The 14,253-nt window shown below is 68.7% G+C and carries 13 protein-coding genes; 2 read left to right on the top strand and 11 right to left on the bottom strand.

Annotated elements, in window-relative coordinates; genetic code table 11:
* Positions 1–82 precede the first annotated feature (82 nt).
* The 9 genes from H5T77_RS09120 to H5T77_RS09080 form a co-directional block, all read right to left on the bottom strand.
* A complete protein-coding gene (locus tag H5T77_RS09120) occupies positions 83–2,875 on the bottom strand; it encodes a DEAD/DEAH box helicase (RefSeq protein ID WP_292647954.1) in 2,793 nt (930 codons plus the stop codon).
* Positions 2,876–2,904: 29 nt separating this feature from the next.
* Positions 2,905–3,789, bottom strand: coding sequence for a diacylglycerol kinase (locus tag H5T77_RS09115; protein WP_292647951.1), 885 nt, complete (start codon positions 3,787–3,789; stop codon positions 2,905–2,907).
* Positions 3,790–3,806: 17 nt separating this feature from the next.
* The gene (gene tatC / locus H5T77_RS09110; protein ID WP_292647949.1) at positions 3,807–4,652 is read right to left on the bottom strand and encodes a twin-arginine translocase subunit TatC; all 846 of its coding nucleotides are present in this window, start codon (positions 4,650–4,652) and stop codon (positions 3,807–3,809) included.
* Positions 4,653–4,660: 8 nt separating this feature from the next.
* Positions 4,661–4,954: a twin-arginine translocase TatA/TatE family subunit gene (gene tatA / locus H5T77_RS09105; protein ID WP_292647946.1), complete on the bottom strand. Its 294-nt coding sequence runs from the start codon at positions 4,952–4,954 to the stop codon at positions 4,661–4,663.
* A 39-nt stretch (positions 4,955–4,993) separates the two neighbouring features.
* A complete protein-coding gene (locus H5T77_RS09100) occupies positions 4,994–6,019 on the bottom strand; it encodes a helix-turn-helix transcriptional regulator (RefSeq protein ID WP_292647942.1) in 1,026 nt (341 codons plus the stop codon).
* Between the two features lie 162 nt (positions 6,020–6,181).
* Positions 6,182–7,165 carry a helix-turn-helix transcriptional regulator gene (locus H5T77_RS09095; protein WP_292647941.1) on the bottom strand — a complete coding sequence of 328 codons (984 nt, stop codon included), beginning with the start codon at positions 7,163–7,165 and terminating at the stop codon, positions 6,182–6,184.
* A 27-nt stretch (positions 7,166–7,192) separates the two neighbouring features.
* Positions 7,193–8,176, bottom strand: a complete 984-nt coding sequence (locus H5T77_RS09090) for an FKBP-type peptidyl-prolyl cis-trans isomerase (protein ID WP_292647938.1) — start codon at positions 8,174–8,176, stop codon at positions 7,193–7,195.
* A 111-nt stretch (positions 8,177–8,287) separates the two neighbouring features.
* Entirely contained in the window at positions 8,288–9,649 is a 1,362-nt protein-coding gene (gene pafA / locus H5T77_RS09085) for a Pup--protein ligase (protein ID WP_292647935.1), read from the bottom strand.
* An 80-nt stretch (positions 9,650–9,729) separates the two neighbouring features.
* Positions 9,730–10,140 carry a MerR family transcriptional regulator gene (locus H5T77_RS09080; RefSeq protein WP_292647932.1) on the bottom strand — a complete coding sequence of 137 codons (411 nt, stop codon included), beginning with the start codon at positions 10,138–10,140 and terminating at the stop codon, positions 9,730–9,732.
* Between the two features lie 105 nt (positions 10,141–10,245).
* On the opposite strand from H5T77_RS09080, the gene H5T77_RS09075 reads away from it, so the two are divergent.
* A complete protein-coding gene (locus H5T77_RS09075) occupies positions 10,246–11,754 on the top strand; it encodes a SulP family inorganic anion transporter (RefSeq protein ID WP_292647929.1) in 1,509 nt (502 codons plus the stop codon).
* Positions 11,755–11,771: 17 nt separating this feature from the next.
* On the opposite strand, the gene H5T77_RS09070 is transcribed toward H5T77_RS09075, so the two are convergent.
* The gene (locus H5T77_RS09070) at positions 11,772–12,740 is read right to left on the bottom strand and encodes an endonuclease/exonuclease/phosphatase family protein (RefSeq protein WP_292647927.1); all 969 of its coding nucleotides are present in this window, start codon (positions 12,738–12,740) and stop codon (positions 11,772–11,774) included.
* 129 nt (positions 12,741–12,869) lie between these two features.
* Here H5T77_RS09070 and H5T77_RS09065 point away from each other — a divergent pair, with 129 nt between their 5' ends.
* On the top strand, positions 12,870–13,346 hold the full coding sequence (locus H5T77_RS09065; RefSeq protein WP_292647925.1) for a VOC family protein: 477 nt from the start codon (positions 12,870–12,872) through the stop codon (positions 13,344–13,346).
* Positions 13,347–13,371: 25 nt separating this feature from the next.
* On the opposite strand, the gene prcA is transcribed toward H5T77_RS09065, so the two are convergent.
* Positions 13,372–14,226 (bottom strand): proteasome subunit alpha, encoded by an 855-nt coding sequence (gene prcA, locus H5T77_RS09060; protein WP_292647922.1) that lies wholly within the window; start codon positions 14,224–14,226, stop codon positions 13,372–13,374.
* Positions 14,227–14,253: the final 27 nt, after the last annotated feature.

The following is a 14,253-nucleotide window of genomic DNA, read 5'->3' as shown; positions in this document are numbered from 1 at the left end:
CAGTCCCATCCAGCGCGACATGGGGACTGTGTTGGTCTCGACACGCCTACGCCTGGCGGCTTCGGCGGCTCGACCAGCGGGGCTACTCCACCACGGAGGAGTAGGCGACGACACCGCGCTTGAGGAGGTCCATGGTCTGTCGTGCGGTGCGGCGGAGGGGAATGTCGCCGGCGGCGTCGGCGACCTGGCCGCACAGGTCGATGAGCTGCTTGACCCAGCGGACGAAGTCTCCGGCGGCGAGATCGACCTCGCCGATGACGTCGTCGAGCTCATCGCCCTCGGCCCAGCGATAGGCCGCCCAGGCGAAGCCGAGGTCGGGCTGGCGCAGGAAGTCGAGCTTGTGGTCGCGCTCCAGGGCGTCGAGCTGACCCCACAAGCGTACGGTCTCGGCGATGACGTCCTTGACCCGGCCGCCGGGGAGGCGGGGCGGGGTGGCGTCATCGGCTCGGCGGGCCTCGTAGACCAGCACCGAGAGGGAGGCAGCGAGCTCGGAGGGAGTCAGGTCGTCCCACAGGCCCTCACGCAGCGCCTCGGCGGCGACCAGATCCATCTCGGAGTAGAGGCGCATCAGGTGGGTCCCGCGCTCGGTGACCGTCTCGCCCTCGAGGTAGTCGAGGGCGACCAGCACGTCGCAGACCCGGTCGAAGGTGCGCGCCACCGTGTTCGTACGCGCCTCCACCCGGCGCCGCAGGGTGTCGGTGTCGCGAGAGAGCTTGAACCAGCGCTCGGCCCAGCGGGCGTGGTCCTCACGGTCGGGGCAGTCGTGGCAGGGATGCATCTTCAGCTCGCGGCGAAGCTCGGAGATCCGGGTCTCCACCGAGCTCTTGCGCTCCTTGCGGGCGGTCGGCGTCCCCTCGTAGGGCACGGGTCGCAGGTCGAGGGTCTTCTCCCGCAGCCGGGAGGCCATGTCGCGGCGCATCTGCGGGTTGCGGCCGTTGAACGACTTCGGCACCCGCATCCGGGTCTGGGCGACGATCGGCACGTTGAAGTCCATCATCGCCAGGCGGCGGGCCTGTCGGTCCTGAGTGATGACGTAGGGGCGCGGCCCGTCCGGGTCGAAGCCCGGGTCGAGGACAACCGCGTAACCGGCGAACTTGCCCGTCGGCACGTCGATGACGTCGCCGACCTTCAACTTCGAGAGCGACTCGATGATCTCGTCACGACGGTCGGAGCGCCGCTCACGCTGGGAGGACTTCTCGACGTCGGAGATCTTCCGGCGGATCGCGGCGTACTCCATGAAGTCGCCCTGGGTGCAGGTCGCGGCCTCCTGGTAGCCCGCCAGGGCGTCCTCGGCCTTGCGCACCTGGCGGGCGAGCCCGACGACCGCCTTGTCGGCCTGGAACTGGGCGAACGACTGCTCCAGCAGCTCGCGCGAGCGCGCCCGACCGAACTGGTGAACGAGGTTGACCGCCATGTTGTACGACGGCCTGAAGCTCGAGCGAAGCGGATACGTACGTGTCGAGGCGAGACCGGCGAGCTCGCGCGGGTTAAGCCCCTGCTGCCACAGCACGACGCCGTGGCCCTCGACGTCGAGGCCGCGGCGGCCGGCACGGCCGACGAGCTGGGTGTACTCCCCCGGCGAGAGGTTGACGTGGGCCTCGCCGTTCCACTTCGAGAGCTTCTCGATGACCACCGTGCGGGCCGGCATGTTGATGCCCAGCGCGAGCGTCTCGGTGGCGAAGACGGCCTTCACCAGCCCCCGCAGGAACAGCTCCTCCACGACCTGCTTGAAGGCCGGCAGCAGCCCCGCGTGGTGGGCCGCGACGCCACGGGTGAGCCCGTCGACCCAGTCGTGGTAGCCGAGGACGTGGCGATCCTCGTCGGGCAGGTCCGCGCAGGCCTCCTCGACGTACTCGAAGATCTCGTCACGCTCGTCCGGCGTGGTCAGCCGGAGGTTGGCCTGGATGCACTGCTGGACCGCGGCGTCGCAGCCGACCCGGGAGAAGACGAAGTTGATCGCCGGCAACAGGTTGTCGCGCTGCAGCGCGGTGATCACCTCGACCCGGCTCGGGATCCAGACGCGTCGCCCGTTGCCCACCCGCCGGTTGCCCCCAGAAGAGTCACGGCCCTTGCGCTTGTCCCTGGGCGTACGCCGGTCCGTCATCCGTCCGGCAGCCCAGTCGTCGCGAGCCAGCTTCATCAGCTCGCCGTTGACCGGGGCGCCCTCCTTGACGAAGCCGGCGGCCGCGTCGACGTCGGAGGAGGCGAACAGGTCCATGATCCGGCGGCCCGCCATCACGTGCTGGTAGAGCGGGACCGGCCGCTTCTCCTCGATGATGGTGGTGGTCTCGCCACGCACCGTGGTGAGCCACTCGCCGAACTCCTCGGCGTTGGAGACGGTGGCACTCAGCGAGACGACCGAGACCGACTCCGGCAGGTGGATGATGACCTCCTCCCAGACCGCGCCGCGGGAGCGGTCGGCGAGGTAGTGGACCTCGTCCATGACCACGAACCCGAGCCCCATCAGGGTCTGCGAGCCCGCGTAGAGCATGTTGCGCAGCACCTCGGTGGTCATCACCACGACCGGCGCCTCACCGTTGACGACGTTGTCGCCGGTCAGCAGGCCGACCTTGTCGGCGCCGTAGCGCTTGACCAGGTCGTTGTACTTCTGGTTGGAGAGCGCCTTGATCGGCGTGGTGTAGAACGCCTTGCGGCCGCTGGCGAGCGCCATGTGGATGGCGAACTCGCCGACGATCGTCTTGCCCGAACCGGTCGGCGCGGCGACCAGGACGCCCTTGCCCTCCTCGATCTCCCGGCACGCCTCGGCCTGGAAGTCGTCGAGCCCGAAGTCGTAGAGCGCGGCGAAGTCCCGGAAGACGGGGTAGTCCTTGTCACGCTGGAAAGCGGCGTACTTCTCCGCTGGCGAGGCGTCCATGCTCCGAGCCTATCCACCCACACCGACAGTCAGGAGCGCGGCGGCACCAGTACGCCGAGAGCGGACGGGACGCACTCGACCTCGAGCGGCAGCGGTCCGAGACGCTCTCCGTCGCTGTAGGCGATCACGCCGGGCGCGGAGACCGTGATCCGGCGGGCACGGATGCGCTCGAAGGCCGGGTGGGTGAGGTGCTTGGCCTGGCGTACGCCTGGGAAGACGCGCAGGAACTCCAGTCGCGAGACCGGCTTGATGAGGATGGCGTCCAGCAGTCCGTCGGACGGATCGCAGCCCGCTGCGACCCGCAGCCCACCGCCGTAGGACTCGGTGTTGGCGATCGCCAGCAGCATGGCCTCCTGCTCGCGCACGACGCCGTCGATCTCGAGCCGGTAGGGCACCGGCTTCCAGCTGCGGATCACCGACAGCGCGGCAAGGGTGTAGCGAAGGTCGCCGTGCGGCCAACTCATCGCGTTGGCCCGCTCATTGACCGCCGCGTCGAACCCGGCCGCCAGGACCGTTGCGAACCAGGTGTCGTCGCTGCGTCCCAGGTCGATACGCCGGACGTGGTCGCCCACGACGACATCGGCCGCGGCCAGGGGGTCGCCGGTCGGTATCCCGAGCGCCCGCGCGAAGTCGTTGCCGGTGCCGAGCGGGACGACTCCGAGGCTGACCTCGGTCTCGGCCAGCGCCTGGACGGCGACATGGACCATGCCGTCGCCCCCGAGGCTCACGACCGTGTCGACGCCCTCGGCAGCCGCCTTCCGGGTCAGCTCGAGAGCGTGTTCGGCGTCGTCGCCGATCAGGTGCTCGACCAGAGCCCCGGATGCCGAGAGTCGCTCGGTGACCGCGTCGAGGATCTGGTCGGCGTTGCCACGGCCGGCGGTCGGGTTGGCAAGCAGAGCGATCTGGCGCGTCACGCGCCGAATCGTACTGGTCAGATCACCGAGGGGACGTCGGGATCGCCGATCCTGTCCTTGCGCTTGCCGGCCTTTCGTCTGTCGTGGGCCCGGGCGATGACCTCGGAGACCCCGAAGAGGATGACCATCGGGCCGGCCATGATCGTCATCGTGAACGGGTCGCCGGACGGGGTCGCGACGGCGGCGAAGACGAAGGAGCCGACGATGATCCAGGCTCGGTACTTCGCCAGCGCGGCACCGGGCAGCACCCCGATCCGGTTGAGCATGATCACGAAGACCGGGATCTCGAAGGCGATGCCGAAGACCAGCAGCGTACGGCTCAGGAAGCTCAGGTAGTCGCTGAACTCGACGATGTTGGTGAGCCCGTCGGGGATGAAGCCGAACAGGATCTCCAGGCCCTTGGGCAAGGTGACGTAGCCGAGGAGGACGCCGGCCAGGAAGAGTGGGCTGGCGACCGCCACGAAGATCCGCGACATCTTCTTCTCGTGGGCGTGCAGACCCGGCATCAGGAACGCCCAGATCTGGTAGAGCCAGATCGGGCTGGTGCCGATGAACGCGGCCAGCCCGCAAAGCTTCAGGTAGAGCATGAAGCCGCCCGCAGCCCCGTTGACGGAGCTGAGCGACTCGGCCCCGCTGTTCGTGTCCATCATCTCGACGGCCTTGAGGTACGGGTCCATGACGAGGCCGAAGAGCTGCTCGAAGAAGAACAGCGAGACGATGAAGCCGACGACCAGAGCCAGGGCAGCCTTGATCACCCGCGCGCGAAGCTCACGCAGGTGGTCGGAGAGCGCCATCCGGCCGTCGTCGCCGATGGCGTGCTTGGGGGTGCCGCTGAGGATCGCGACAACACCGGCGATGGACAATTTCGGCCTCAGTTGCCGGAGAGGCGCTCGCGCTCGGCCTTGATCTCGGCCTCACGTCGCTCGAGCTCGGCGATGCGCTCCTGCTCGGAGGCGGTCAGCTCGGCCGGCTTCTCGACCTTCTCGCCCTTCTGCTTCTCGTCCTCGTCGCGAAGACCCTTGGTCTCGGTCTTGAAGATCCGCAGTGCCTGCCCGGTCCCGCGGGCGAGCTCGGGGAGCTTGGCGGCGCCGAAGACGAGGATGACGATCGCCAGGATGATGAGCCACTCGGCTCCCTGCGGCATACCGATCAATGGAGTGAACATGAACTACCTCATCTACGTCTAGGGGGAACGTCAGGAAGTCTACGCGCTCGTACGGTACAGGCCGAGTGCCTGCCGCGCGGACGCGGCAAACGATTCGGTGAACGTTTGCTCGTCAACGAGCTCAGCGTAGGGCGCCAGCCGGAGCAACATCCGAGTGAGCCAGCGCTGGTCGTAGACCCGCAACCCCACCTCGAGCCCGCCACCGGTCAGCTCGACCGGGTCGATCACCGAATAGTACTCACCGACCCAGCGGGCCTCGGGGGCCAGCCGCACCCGGACGACCGTGCCGGAGTCCGTACGCTCCAACAGCCCGGCCGCGTCCTCGGCACTCGCACCGTCCTCAGGATCGGTGACCGCAGGGGTGTCGAGCACCTCGGCACCCCGGATCCGGTCGAGACGGAAGCTCCGCGGCGCTCCGGCGGTGTGGCACCAGGCGTCGAGATACTCGATCTCCCGGATCGAGACCAGCGCCCGGGGGTCGACGATCCGCGACGACTCCTCGTCACGCGCCGGCACCCAGTAGTCGAGGCGCATCTGCCGGTCCTGGTCGATCGCGGTCGCGATCGCGGCGTGGATCTGGACGAGCGAGGTGTCGATCGTCGCCTCGCCGGGGTCGACGCTCGCCGCTGCGCCTTCGGCGGCTGCCTGCTCGAGCTTGGCCAGCGCACGGTCGACGACCTCCTTGGTCTCCGCGCTCACCGCCCCGCCACGCAGCGCCCGCAGGGCCACGATCACGGCAGTGGCCTCGATCGGGGTCAGCCGAATCTGACGGTCGAGATAGTCGGCGTTGGAGATCCGGATGACCCGGTCGCCGTCGGGCTCGGTCAGCGCGTCGATGTCGACGTCGATCAGGTCGTCGGGATAGCCACCCGGCAGGCCGCACATGAAGAGCACCTGCAGATCCTTGACCAGCTGCTTCTCCTCGACACCGAGGTCGGCAGCAGCCTTGTCGAGGCGTACGTCCACGTCCTGGGAGTAGAGGTAGGGCACCAGGGTCAGCAGCCGCCCCACCTGCCCCTTGGCACCGGTCGCGCTCGCCGGGTTCACTCGCTGGCGCTCGTTCACGCCACCACCTCCGTAGCGCGAGCGCCAGAATACGGAGGCGCTGTCGTGTTGATCGTCCGGCTCACTCGCTGGCGCTCGTTCACGCCACCACCTCCGTAGCGCGAGCGCCAGAATACGGAGGCGCTGTCGTGTTGATCGTCCGGCTCACTCGCTGGCGCTCGTTCACGGGACCCCTCCGTCCAGCCGTGCCACCAGGCGCCCCAGCCGGTCGGCGACCTCGCGGCGCAGGTCCTCGGGCTCCTCGACGTAGGCGTCGGGGCCGTGGCCCAGCACCGCACCGACCAGGTCGGCGGGCACCCGGGTCAGCACGACCCGGTCCCAGTCGTCTCGGCCATCGGGCCCGGTCACGCCGGACTCGGTGGAGTCGGCGGCTCTGCGGAGGGTGTAGCCGCTCCCATGGCGCAGCAGCAGGACGGCCTTCCCGGTTGGCGGGGCGGGCGCCAGGTCTCGTGCGATATCGCGTACGTCCACCTCGGCCGGCAGCTCGAAGGCATCGATCTCGCCGACCGCCCGGGCCTCGCCCAGGACGCGGGAGAGCCGGAAGATGCGGGTGTCGTCGCGGTCGACGTCGTGACCGACCGCGTACCAACGGCCCGAGTAGCGCACCACTCCCCACGGCTGCAGCCGCCGGTGGGACGGCTCCGTGGCCCGCGACCCGCGGTAGTCGAACTCGACGACCTGCCTGTCCTGGGTCGCGGCCACGAAGACCTCGAAGGAGCCTTCCTCCGCGGCCAGCCGCGGCTGCACGATCTCCAGCGCCGAGACGTCGGTCTCGAACCCCGCGGCGTTGAGCTTGCGTACGGCCTGCGTGGTCGCCTCCGCCATCGAGGCGTTCTCCCAGACCTTGGTCGCCAGCGCGACCACGGCGAGCTCGTCGGCCTCGAGGGTGATCGGCGGCAGCGCGAACTGCTCGGGGCTGACCCGGTAGCCGACCTCGTCCTCGAAGAAGGAGTCGATCACCCCGGTCTCGATCGGCACACCGAGGCTGCGCAACTCCTCCTTGTCGCGCTCGAACATCTTCTCGAACGCCTCACCGTGCGACGACGGGTAGAGGACCTCGCGGATCCGCTCCTTCGACACGTTGTCACGCTGCACCAGCAGCATGATGAGCAGGTTCATCAACCGCTCGGTCTTACCCGCCGCCACGGTGTGGTTCTCCCCCTAGAGACTCAACTACTGCTGCGCCGGGGTGTCGTCGGCCTTGATGACGTCGATGACGAAGTAGAGCGTGCTGTTGGCCGGAATCCCCGGCGTGCCACCCTGACCCGGCTTCTCCTCTGCACCGTAGCCCAGCTCCGGCGGGATCTGCAGGAGAACACGACTGCCGACCTTGACGCCCTCCAGACCGTTGGTCCAGCCCGAGACGACCTGGTTGAGGGCGAACGGCACGGCCTCCTTGCTGAAGCTCTCGTCGAAGGGCTTCTTCGCGCCGTGGGTCATGCCGAGGTAGTTGGCCGTGACCGTCTGGTCGGTGGTGATCTCCTCACCGTCGCCCTCGGTGACGATGACGCGCTTGAGCACCGCGTCGTCGGCCTTCGGCTTGGCGATGCCGGTGAAGTCGAAGCCGGTCGGCTTGCCGTTCTTCTCGACGACCTTCGGGAGCTCGGTGGCGTCGACGTCCTTCGGCGCCTTGTCGGCGGCGGGCTTCACCACGTCGAGGACGACCAGCAGCGTGTCATGGTTGCCGATGCCCATCTGCGGGTTGCCACCCTCTCCGAGCAGGTCGGCCGAGCCCACGATCGCCTCGATCCGGTCACCGACCTTGGCGCCCTCCAGGATGGTGCTCCACGGCTTCTCCGCCGGGAGCTCCTCGCCCTCGGGGGCCTGGCTCTGGTAGGCCCACTCCTTGTCCAGGGTGGTCGCGTTGCCGATGTAGATCTTGGCGAAGACGCCGCGGTCCTTCGGGATCTCCTCGCCATCACCCTCGGTCAGTGTCTTGACCTTGGGGTCCTTGGGGTAGGCGATCGGGGACTTCCACTTCAGCGTGGGTTCCTTGTCGACCGCGGCCGAGACCGTGACGCCGTCGAAGCCGGAGACGGTCTCATCGCCGTACCCCTTCTTCTCCTCGCCGCCGCAGGCGACCAGAGCCGGGATGAGCATGGTGGCGGCCAGCGCGCTCAGCGCGTGGCGCAGACGAGGCCGAGGAGCAGTGGGCACAGTGCAAACCTTCGTGACGTGAAGTAGGTAGACGACAGCGGAGCACACCATATCCGTACGGTGGTTGCCTCGTGGCGAAGCCACCCCACAGCGTTTCCTGCCGGTTGGTGCTTACATGCCGTCGATGAGCCGCTGAACCCGCTCGTCGTAGGCCTTCAGCGGGTCCTTGCAGAGCACGGTGCGCTGGGCCTGGTCGTTGAGCTTGAGGTGGACCCAGTCGACGGTGAAGTCGCGGCGGCGCTCCTGGGCCTTCTTGATGAACTCACCGCGCAGCCGGGCGCGGGTGGTCTGCGGGGGCACGGACTTGGCCTCGAAGATCTTCAGGTCCGTGGTGGCCCGCTTGACCGCGCCCTTCTTCTCCAGCAGGTAGTAGAGGCCACGGTTGCGGTGGATGTCGTGGTAGGCGAGGTCGAGCTGGGCGACGCGCGCATGGCCCAGCGGAAGCCCGTGCTTGGCGCGGTAGCGATCGATCAGCTTCCACTTGATCACCCAGTCGATCTCGCGGTCGACCAGGGACAGGTCGTCGGACTCGATCGCCTTCAACCCCCGCTCCCACAGGTCGAGGGCGGCGAGCATGGTCGGGTCCGTGATCTCACGGCGGTCGACGAACTCACGCGCCTTGGTCAGGTATTCGTTCTGGATGTCGAGGGCGCTGGCCTCGCGACCGTTGGCCAGGCGCACCTTGCGACGGCCGGTCAGGTCGTGGGCGATCTCACGGATGGCCCGGATCGGGTTCTCCATCGTCATGTCGCGCATGACGACGCCCTCCTCGATCATCCGCAGCACGAGGTGGCAGCTCGCGATCTTGAGCATCGTGGTGGTCTCGGACATGTTCGAGTCACCGACGATGACGTGGAGTCGCCGGTACTTCTCGGCGTCGGCGTGCGGCTCGTCGCGGGTGTTGATGATCGGCCGGGACCGGGTGGTCGCGCTGGAGACGCCCTCCCAGATGTGCTCGGCACGCTGCGAGACGGAGAACCCGGCCCCGCGCGGCGTGTGGGTGACCTTGCCGGCGCCGACGATGAGCTGGCGGGTCACCAGGAACGGGATGAGCACGTCGGCGAGCTTGGAGAACTCCCCCGCGCGGCTGACCATGTAGTTCTCGTGGCACCCGTAGGAGTTGCCGGCGGAGTCGGTGTTGTTCTTGAAGAGGTAGATGTCGCCGGCGATGCCCTCGTCGTGCAGCCGCTGCTCGGCGTCGAGGAGCAGCCCCTCCAGGATCCGCTCCCCCGCCTTGTCGTGGGTGACGACCGAGGTCACGTCGTCGCACTCGGGCGTGGCGTACTCGGGGTGGGAGCCGACGTCGAGATAGAGCCTCGCGCCGTTCCTGAGGAACACGTTCGAGCTGCGCCCCCAGCTCACCACCTTGCGGAAGAGGTAGCGGGCCACCTCGTCCGGGCTCAGCCGCCGCTGGCCGCGGAACGTGCAGGTCACGCCGTACTCGTTCTCGATGCCGAAGATGCGCCTGTCCATACCTGAAACCCTAGACGGTCGACGGTCGCCCCGAAGGCGTTCAGCGCTACGACACGGCGGGCGGACCGCCCTCCGGAACGTCAGCGCACCTCACGCCGCAGGATGGCGATGAACTCGTCAGCCATGGCGAGCTGCTGCTCGAGCTTCTGGCGGCGTTCGCCGGCCTCGACCCGAAGCTCGACGAGCCGCTCTCGCGCCTCCGCAGCCTCTGCCGGCTCCACGGCCTCGGGATCGGAGGCGCGCAGGGTCTCGATGTCGGCCATGGCCGACTTCATCTGCTCGAGGCTGAACCCGAGCGGCTTCATCCGCCGGATCACCAGGATCTTCTCGACGTCCTCCTCGGTGTAGAGCCGGAAGCCGCCCTCGCTGCGACCCGACGGCTTCAGCAGGCCGACCTCCTCCCAGTGCCGGAGGCTGCGCAGCGAGAGGTCGGTGCGTGTCGCCACCTCACCGATCTGCATGGCTCCCTCCGGAGCTGCCCTGCGCGTCATGGTGTCCTTTCTCACAGCGTCGGCGACGCCAACTCTTACGTCCCGTGAGGGTACGGTCTTCGTGTCGCGTCCATCCTGCCAGTACCGACCGATCGGACCCTCTCAGTGCCTTCGACCCTGCCCGTCTCATCGCCGAGCGAGCCCACCGTGCGTGCCGCGCTGCGTTCGCCGCGGCTGCTGCGTACCGAGGTGCTGGCCGGCCTCGTCGTCGCGCTCGCGCTGATCCCCGAGGCGATCTCGTTCTCCATCATCGCCGGGGTCGATCCGCGGGTCGGGCTGTTCGCGTCGTTCACCATGGCCGTCGCGATCTCGTTCCTCGGTGGACGGCCGGCGATGATCTCGGCAGCCACCGGTGCGATCGCGCTGGTGATCGCCCCGGTGATGCGCGACCACGGCTACGACTACCTGATCGCGACCGTGCTGCTGGGCGGGCTGATCCAGGTCGTGCTGGCGCTGGTCGGCGTGGCACGGCTGATGCGGTTCATCCCGCGCTCGGTGATGGTCGGCTTCGTCAACGCCCTCGCGATCCTCATCTTCGAGGCGCAGATCGCCCACATGGTCGACGTCCCCTGGCTGGTCTACCCGATGATCGCCGTCGGCATCGCCGTCATCGTCGGCTTCCCGCGGATCAACAAGGTGATCCCGGCCCCGCTGGTCGCCATCGTCGCGCTCACCGCCTTCACCGTCGTCGGCGCGATCAACGTGCCGAACGTCGGCGACGAGGGCGAGCTGCCCAACAGCCTGCCGAGCTGGTTCATGCCCGACGTACCTCTGACTCTCGAGACGCTGCAGATCATCGCGCCGTACGCCCTCGGCATGGCCCTGGTCGGGCTGCTCGAGTCGCTGATGACGGCCAAGCTCGTCGACGACATCACCGACACCCACTCCGACAAGACCCGCGAGGCCCGCGGCCAGGGCATCGCGAACCTCATCACCGGCTTCTTCGGCGGCATGGGTGGCTGCGCGATGATCGGCCAGACGATGATCAACGTGAAGGCCTCCGGGGCGCGGACCCGCCTGTCGACCTTCCTCGCCGGTGTCTTCCTGCTCATCCTGGTCGTCGGGTTCGGCGACATCGTGGCGCTGATCCCGATGGCCGCCCTGGTCGCGGTGATGATCATGGTCTCGGTCGGCACCTTCGACTGGCACTCGATCCGTCCGGCCACGCTGCGCCGGATGCCGCGCTCGGAGACCACGGTGATGGTCGCGACCGTCGTGGTCACCGTCGCAACCCACAACCTCGCCATCGGCGTCATCGTCGGTGTCCTGGTGGCGATGACCCTCTTCGCCCGCCGGGTCGCCCACCTGACCGAGACCGACCGCACGCTGGTCGAGGGCGCCGACGGCCGGGTCACCGCCGTCTACCGGGTCACCGGCGAGCTCTTCTTCGCCTCCAGCAACGACCTCTACACCCAGTTCGACTACGCCGAGGACCCCGCCGACATCGTCATCGACCTCTCCGACTCCCACATCTGGGACGCCTCCACGGTCGCCGCGCTCGACGCGATCACCCACAAGTACGAGACCAAGAACAAGTCCGTACGCATCATCGGTCTGAACCGGTCCAGCGCCGATCGGCACGAACGGCTCACCGGCCAGCTCAGCAGCCACTGACCGGCACCCCGGCCGGCTCACCCCAGCGACACGCGGGCCGCGACCGGTAGGTGGTCGCTCCCAGACAGCGGGAGGACCCGCAGCTCAGTCACCTCAGCACCACGGGCCAGAACATGGTCGAGCTGCACGACGGGGAGCGCAGCAGGGAAAGTGAGCCGGAACCCGTGCTCCTCGCGGGAGACCTGATCGGTCACGGGGGCCAGCCCGCGGTCGCGCAGATTCCCGTTGAGGTCGCCGGCCAACAGCACCGCCGGCGCCGGATCCGCGGCGATCTCCTCTCCCAGCAGCTCGGCGCTCCGGTTGCGGCTGCTCGCGGCGAGCCCGCGCGGGCCCAGTCGGACCGAGGGCAGATGTGCAACGTAGACGGCCGCATCGCCCGCCGGGGTCCGGACGACCGCTCGCAGGCACCGGTCCCAGGAAGCGCCGATGCCCGGCGGGCGGATGTCTACACGCGTGCGCTCCGCGATCGGGTGACGCGACCAGAGCCCGACGGTGCCTTGGGTCGCGTGATGTTCGAAGGTCTGGCCCAGAGCCGCTTCGTACTGCGAGAGGTGCTCGGAGGTGACCTCCTCGAGCGCCACGATGTCAGGATCCGCGGCCAGCAGGACCTCGACGGTCCGCTCGACATCGTGGTTGTCATCGGCGACGTTGTGCTGCACGACCGTGAGGTCGTACGCCCTCGGCTCGACGGGCGTCAGCTGCGGGCCGAACACGCCGACCCAGGCGGCAAGCGGGGCCAGCGCGAGCAGTGCGGCGATGGCCGAGCGGCGTACGACGGCTCCGAGGATCAGCAGTGGCACCGCCAGACCGAGCCACGGCAGAAACGTCGCGACCAGCGAACCCAGGTTGCCCCAGCGGTTCGGCACCAGCTCATGCAGCCCGATCACCACCGCGAGCAGCACCGCACAGACCGCGAGCAGCCGTCCTCGTCGCCACCGCGACCCCCGCGGCGCAGGTCGCCCGCCGTCGTCCGCCTCGACCTTCACAGACAGCGACACTAGTGGCCCGGCCGGCTCTCTCCGAGTTCGCGAATCCACCGCCGTGACCATGTAGAGAACCGCGTGCCGGCCTCGTTCACCGCGCAGAGACACCACACAGACACGAGGATGGCAGTCATGACACACCAGTTGCGGTTCGACCACATCGGTATCACCGTCGCCGACATCGAGCGGGCCACGGAGTTCTTCGTCAGCCTGGGCCTGGAGGTCGAGGGGCGTGCGTTCGTCGAGGGTGAGTTCATCGACACCGTCTGCGGGATCCCCGACTCCCGCTGCGAGGTCGTGATGCTGCGGCCTCCGGGCGGTGACACCTCGCTCGAGCTGGCCCGGTTCGTACGTCCTGACCACGTGCCCGGATCGCCCGAGGCGATGGCCAACGAGCTGGGTCTGCGCAACGTCTGCTTCGAGGTCGACGACCTCGACGCGGCCCTCGAACGGGTGGCCGCGGACGGCTATGGCCTGGTCGGAGGCGTCGGCGTCTATGAGGGCACGGTGCGGATGGCATACGTGCGCGGCCCCGAAGGCATCGTCGTCTCGCTCTCGGACCGACTGACCTCGCAGAGACGACGTGGGAGTGCTGAGGTCACTGGGTGACCCCAGCACTCCCACGTCGCTGGGCTCAGTCGAGCGGCGGGGCGATCGGCGGGTCGCCGCCGTCGTCGGCGGGCGGGGCCAGGGGCGAGTCTGCGACCTGCTTCTCGGCAGCCTGCTCCGCCGGCTTCTCGGCGGGCGGCTCGACGGCGGCCGGCTTCGCCTCCTCGGCCTGCGGCTTCGTGGTCACCGAGCTGAGGATCTCGACAAGCGTCGCCGGCCGGATCCTGCGGAACTTGCGCGGCTGGGTGCGGTTGCGGTCGAGGACCGCGACCTCGAGGTCCTTCGCGGCGATCTCACGATCGTCGGTGTCGGTGTGGCCCAGCGCGGCGACGGCCAGCCTGATGGCGTCCTCGAGCGTGGCGCCCTGGGTGTAGCGCTCCTTGAGGTAGCCCCCGACGGACTCGGCCGCGCCGCCGATGGCAGCGAACCCGTGCTCGTCGACGACCTGGCCGTCGTAGGTGAGCCGGTAGAGCTGGTCGTCCTCGGCGGAGTCGCCGATCTCGCCGACGAAGAGCTCGACCTCGTAGGGCTTCTCCCCACCGGAGGAGAAGATCGTGCCGAGAGTCTGGGCGTAGGCGTTGGCGAGTCCGCGGCCGGTGACATCGCGCCGGTCGTAGGCGTAGCCGCGCATGTCGGCCAGCCGCACCCCGGCGATGCGGAGGTTCTCGAACTCGTTGTAGCGACCGACCGCGGCGAAGGCGATCCGGTCGTAGATCTCGCTGACCTTGTGCAGCGCAGCCGAAGGATTCTCGGAGGCGAAGACGATGCCGTCGGCGTACTGCAGCGAGACCAGGGCCCGGCCCCGGGCGATGCCCTTGCGCGCGAAGTCCGCGCGGTCGCGCATCAGCTGCTCAGGGCTCACATAGAAGGGTGTGCTCATCGACGGCCTCGCTTCGCTCGTGCCGCC

Source organism: Nocardioides sp., assembly GCF_014360585.1.
Taxonomy (GTDB): Bacteria; Actinomycetota; Actinomycetes; order Propionibacteriales; family Nocardioidaceae; genus Nocardioides.
The sequence above is the reverse complement of the archived record's forward strand: the minus strand, read 5'-3'. Positions and strand labels throughout refer to the sequence as shown.

Coding starts and splice junctions, on each gene's coding strand:
- H5T77_RS09120 (WP_292647954.1), bottom strand. CDS start 2,875: ATGGACGCCTCGCCAGCGGAGAAGTACGCCGCTTTCCAGCGTGACAAG.
- tatA (WP_292647946.1), bottom strand. CDS start 4,954: ATGTTCACTCCATTGATCGGTATGCCGCAGGGAGCCGAGTGGCTCATC.
- pafA (WP_292647935.1), bottom strand. CDS start 9,649: ATGGACAGGCGCATCTTCGGCATCGAGAACGAGTACGGCGTGACCTGC.
- H5T77_RS09080 (WP_292647932.1), bottom strand. CDS start 10,140: ATGACGCGCAGGGCAGCTCCGGAGGGAGCCATGCAGATCGGTGAGGTG.
- H5T77_RS09065 (WP_292647925.1), top strand. CDS start 12,870: ATGACACACCAGTTGCGGTTCGACCACATCGGTATCACCGTCGCCGAC.
- prcA (WP_292647922.1), bottom strand. CDS start 14,226: ATGAGCACACCCTTCTATGTGAGCCCTGAGCAGCTGATGCGCGACCGC.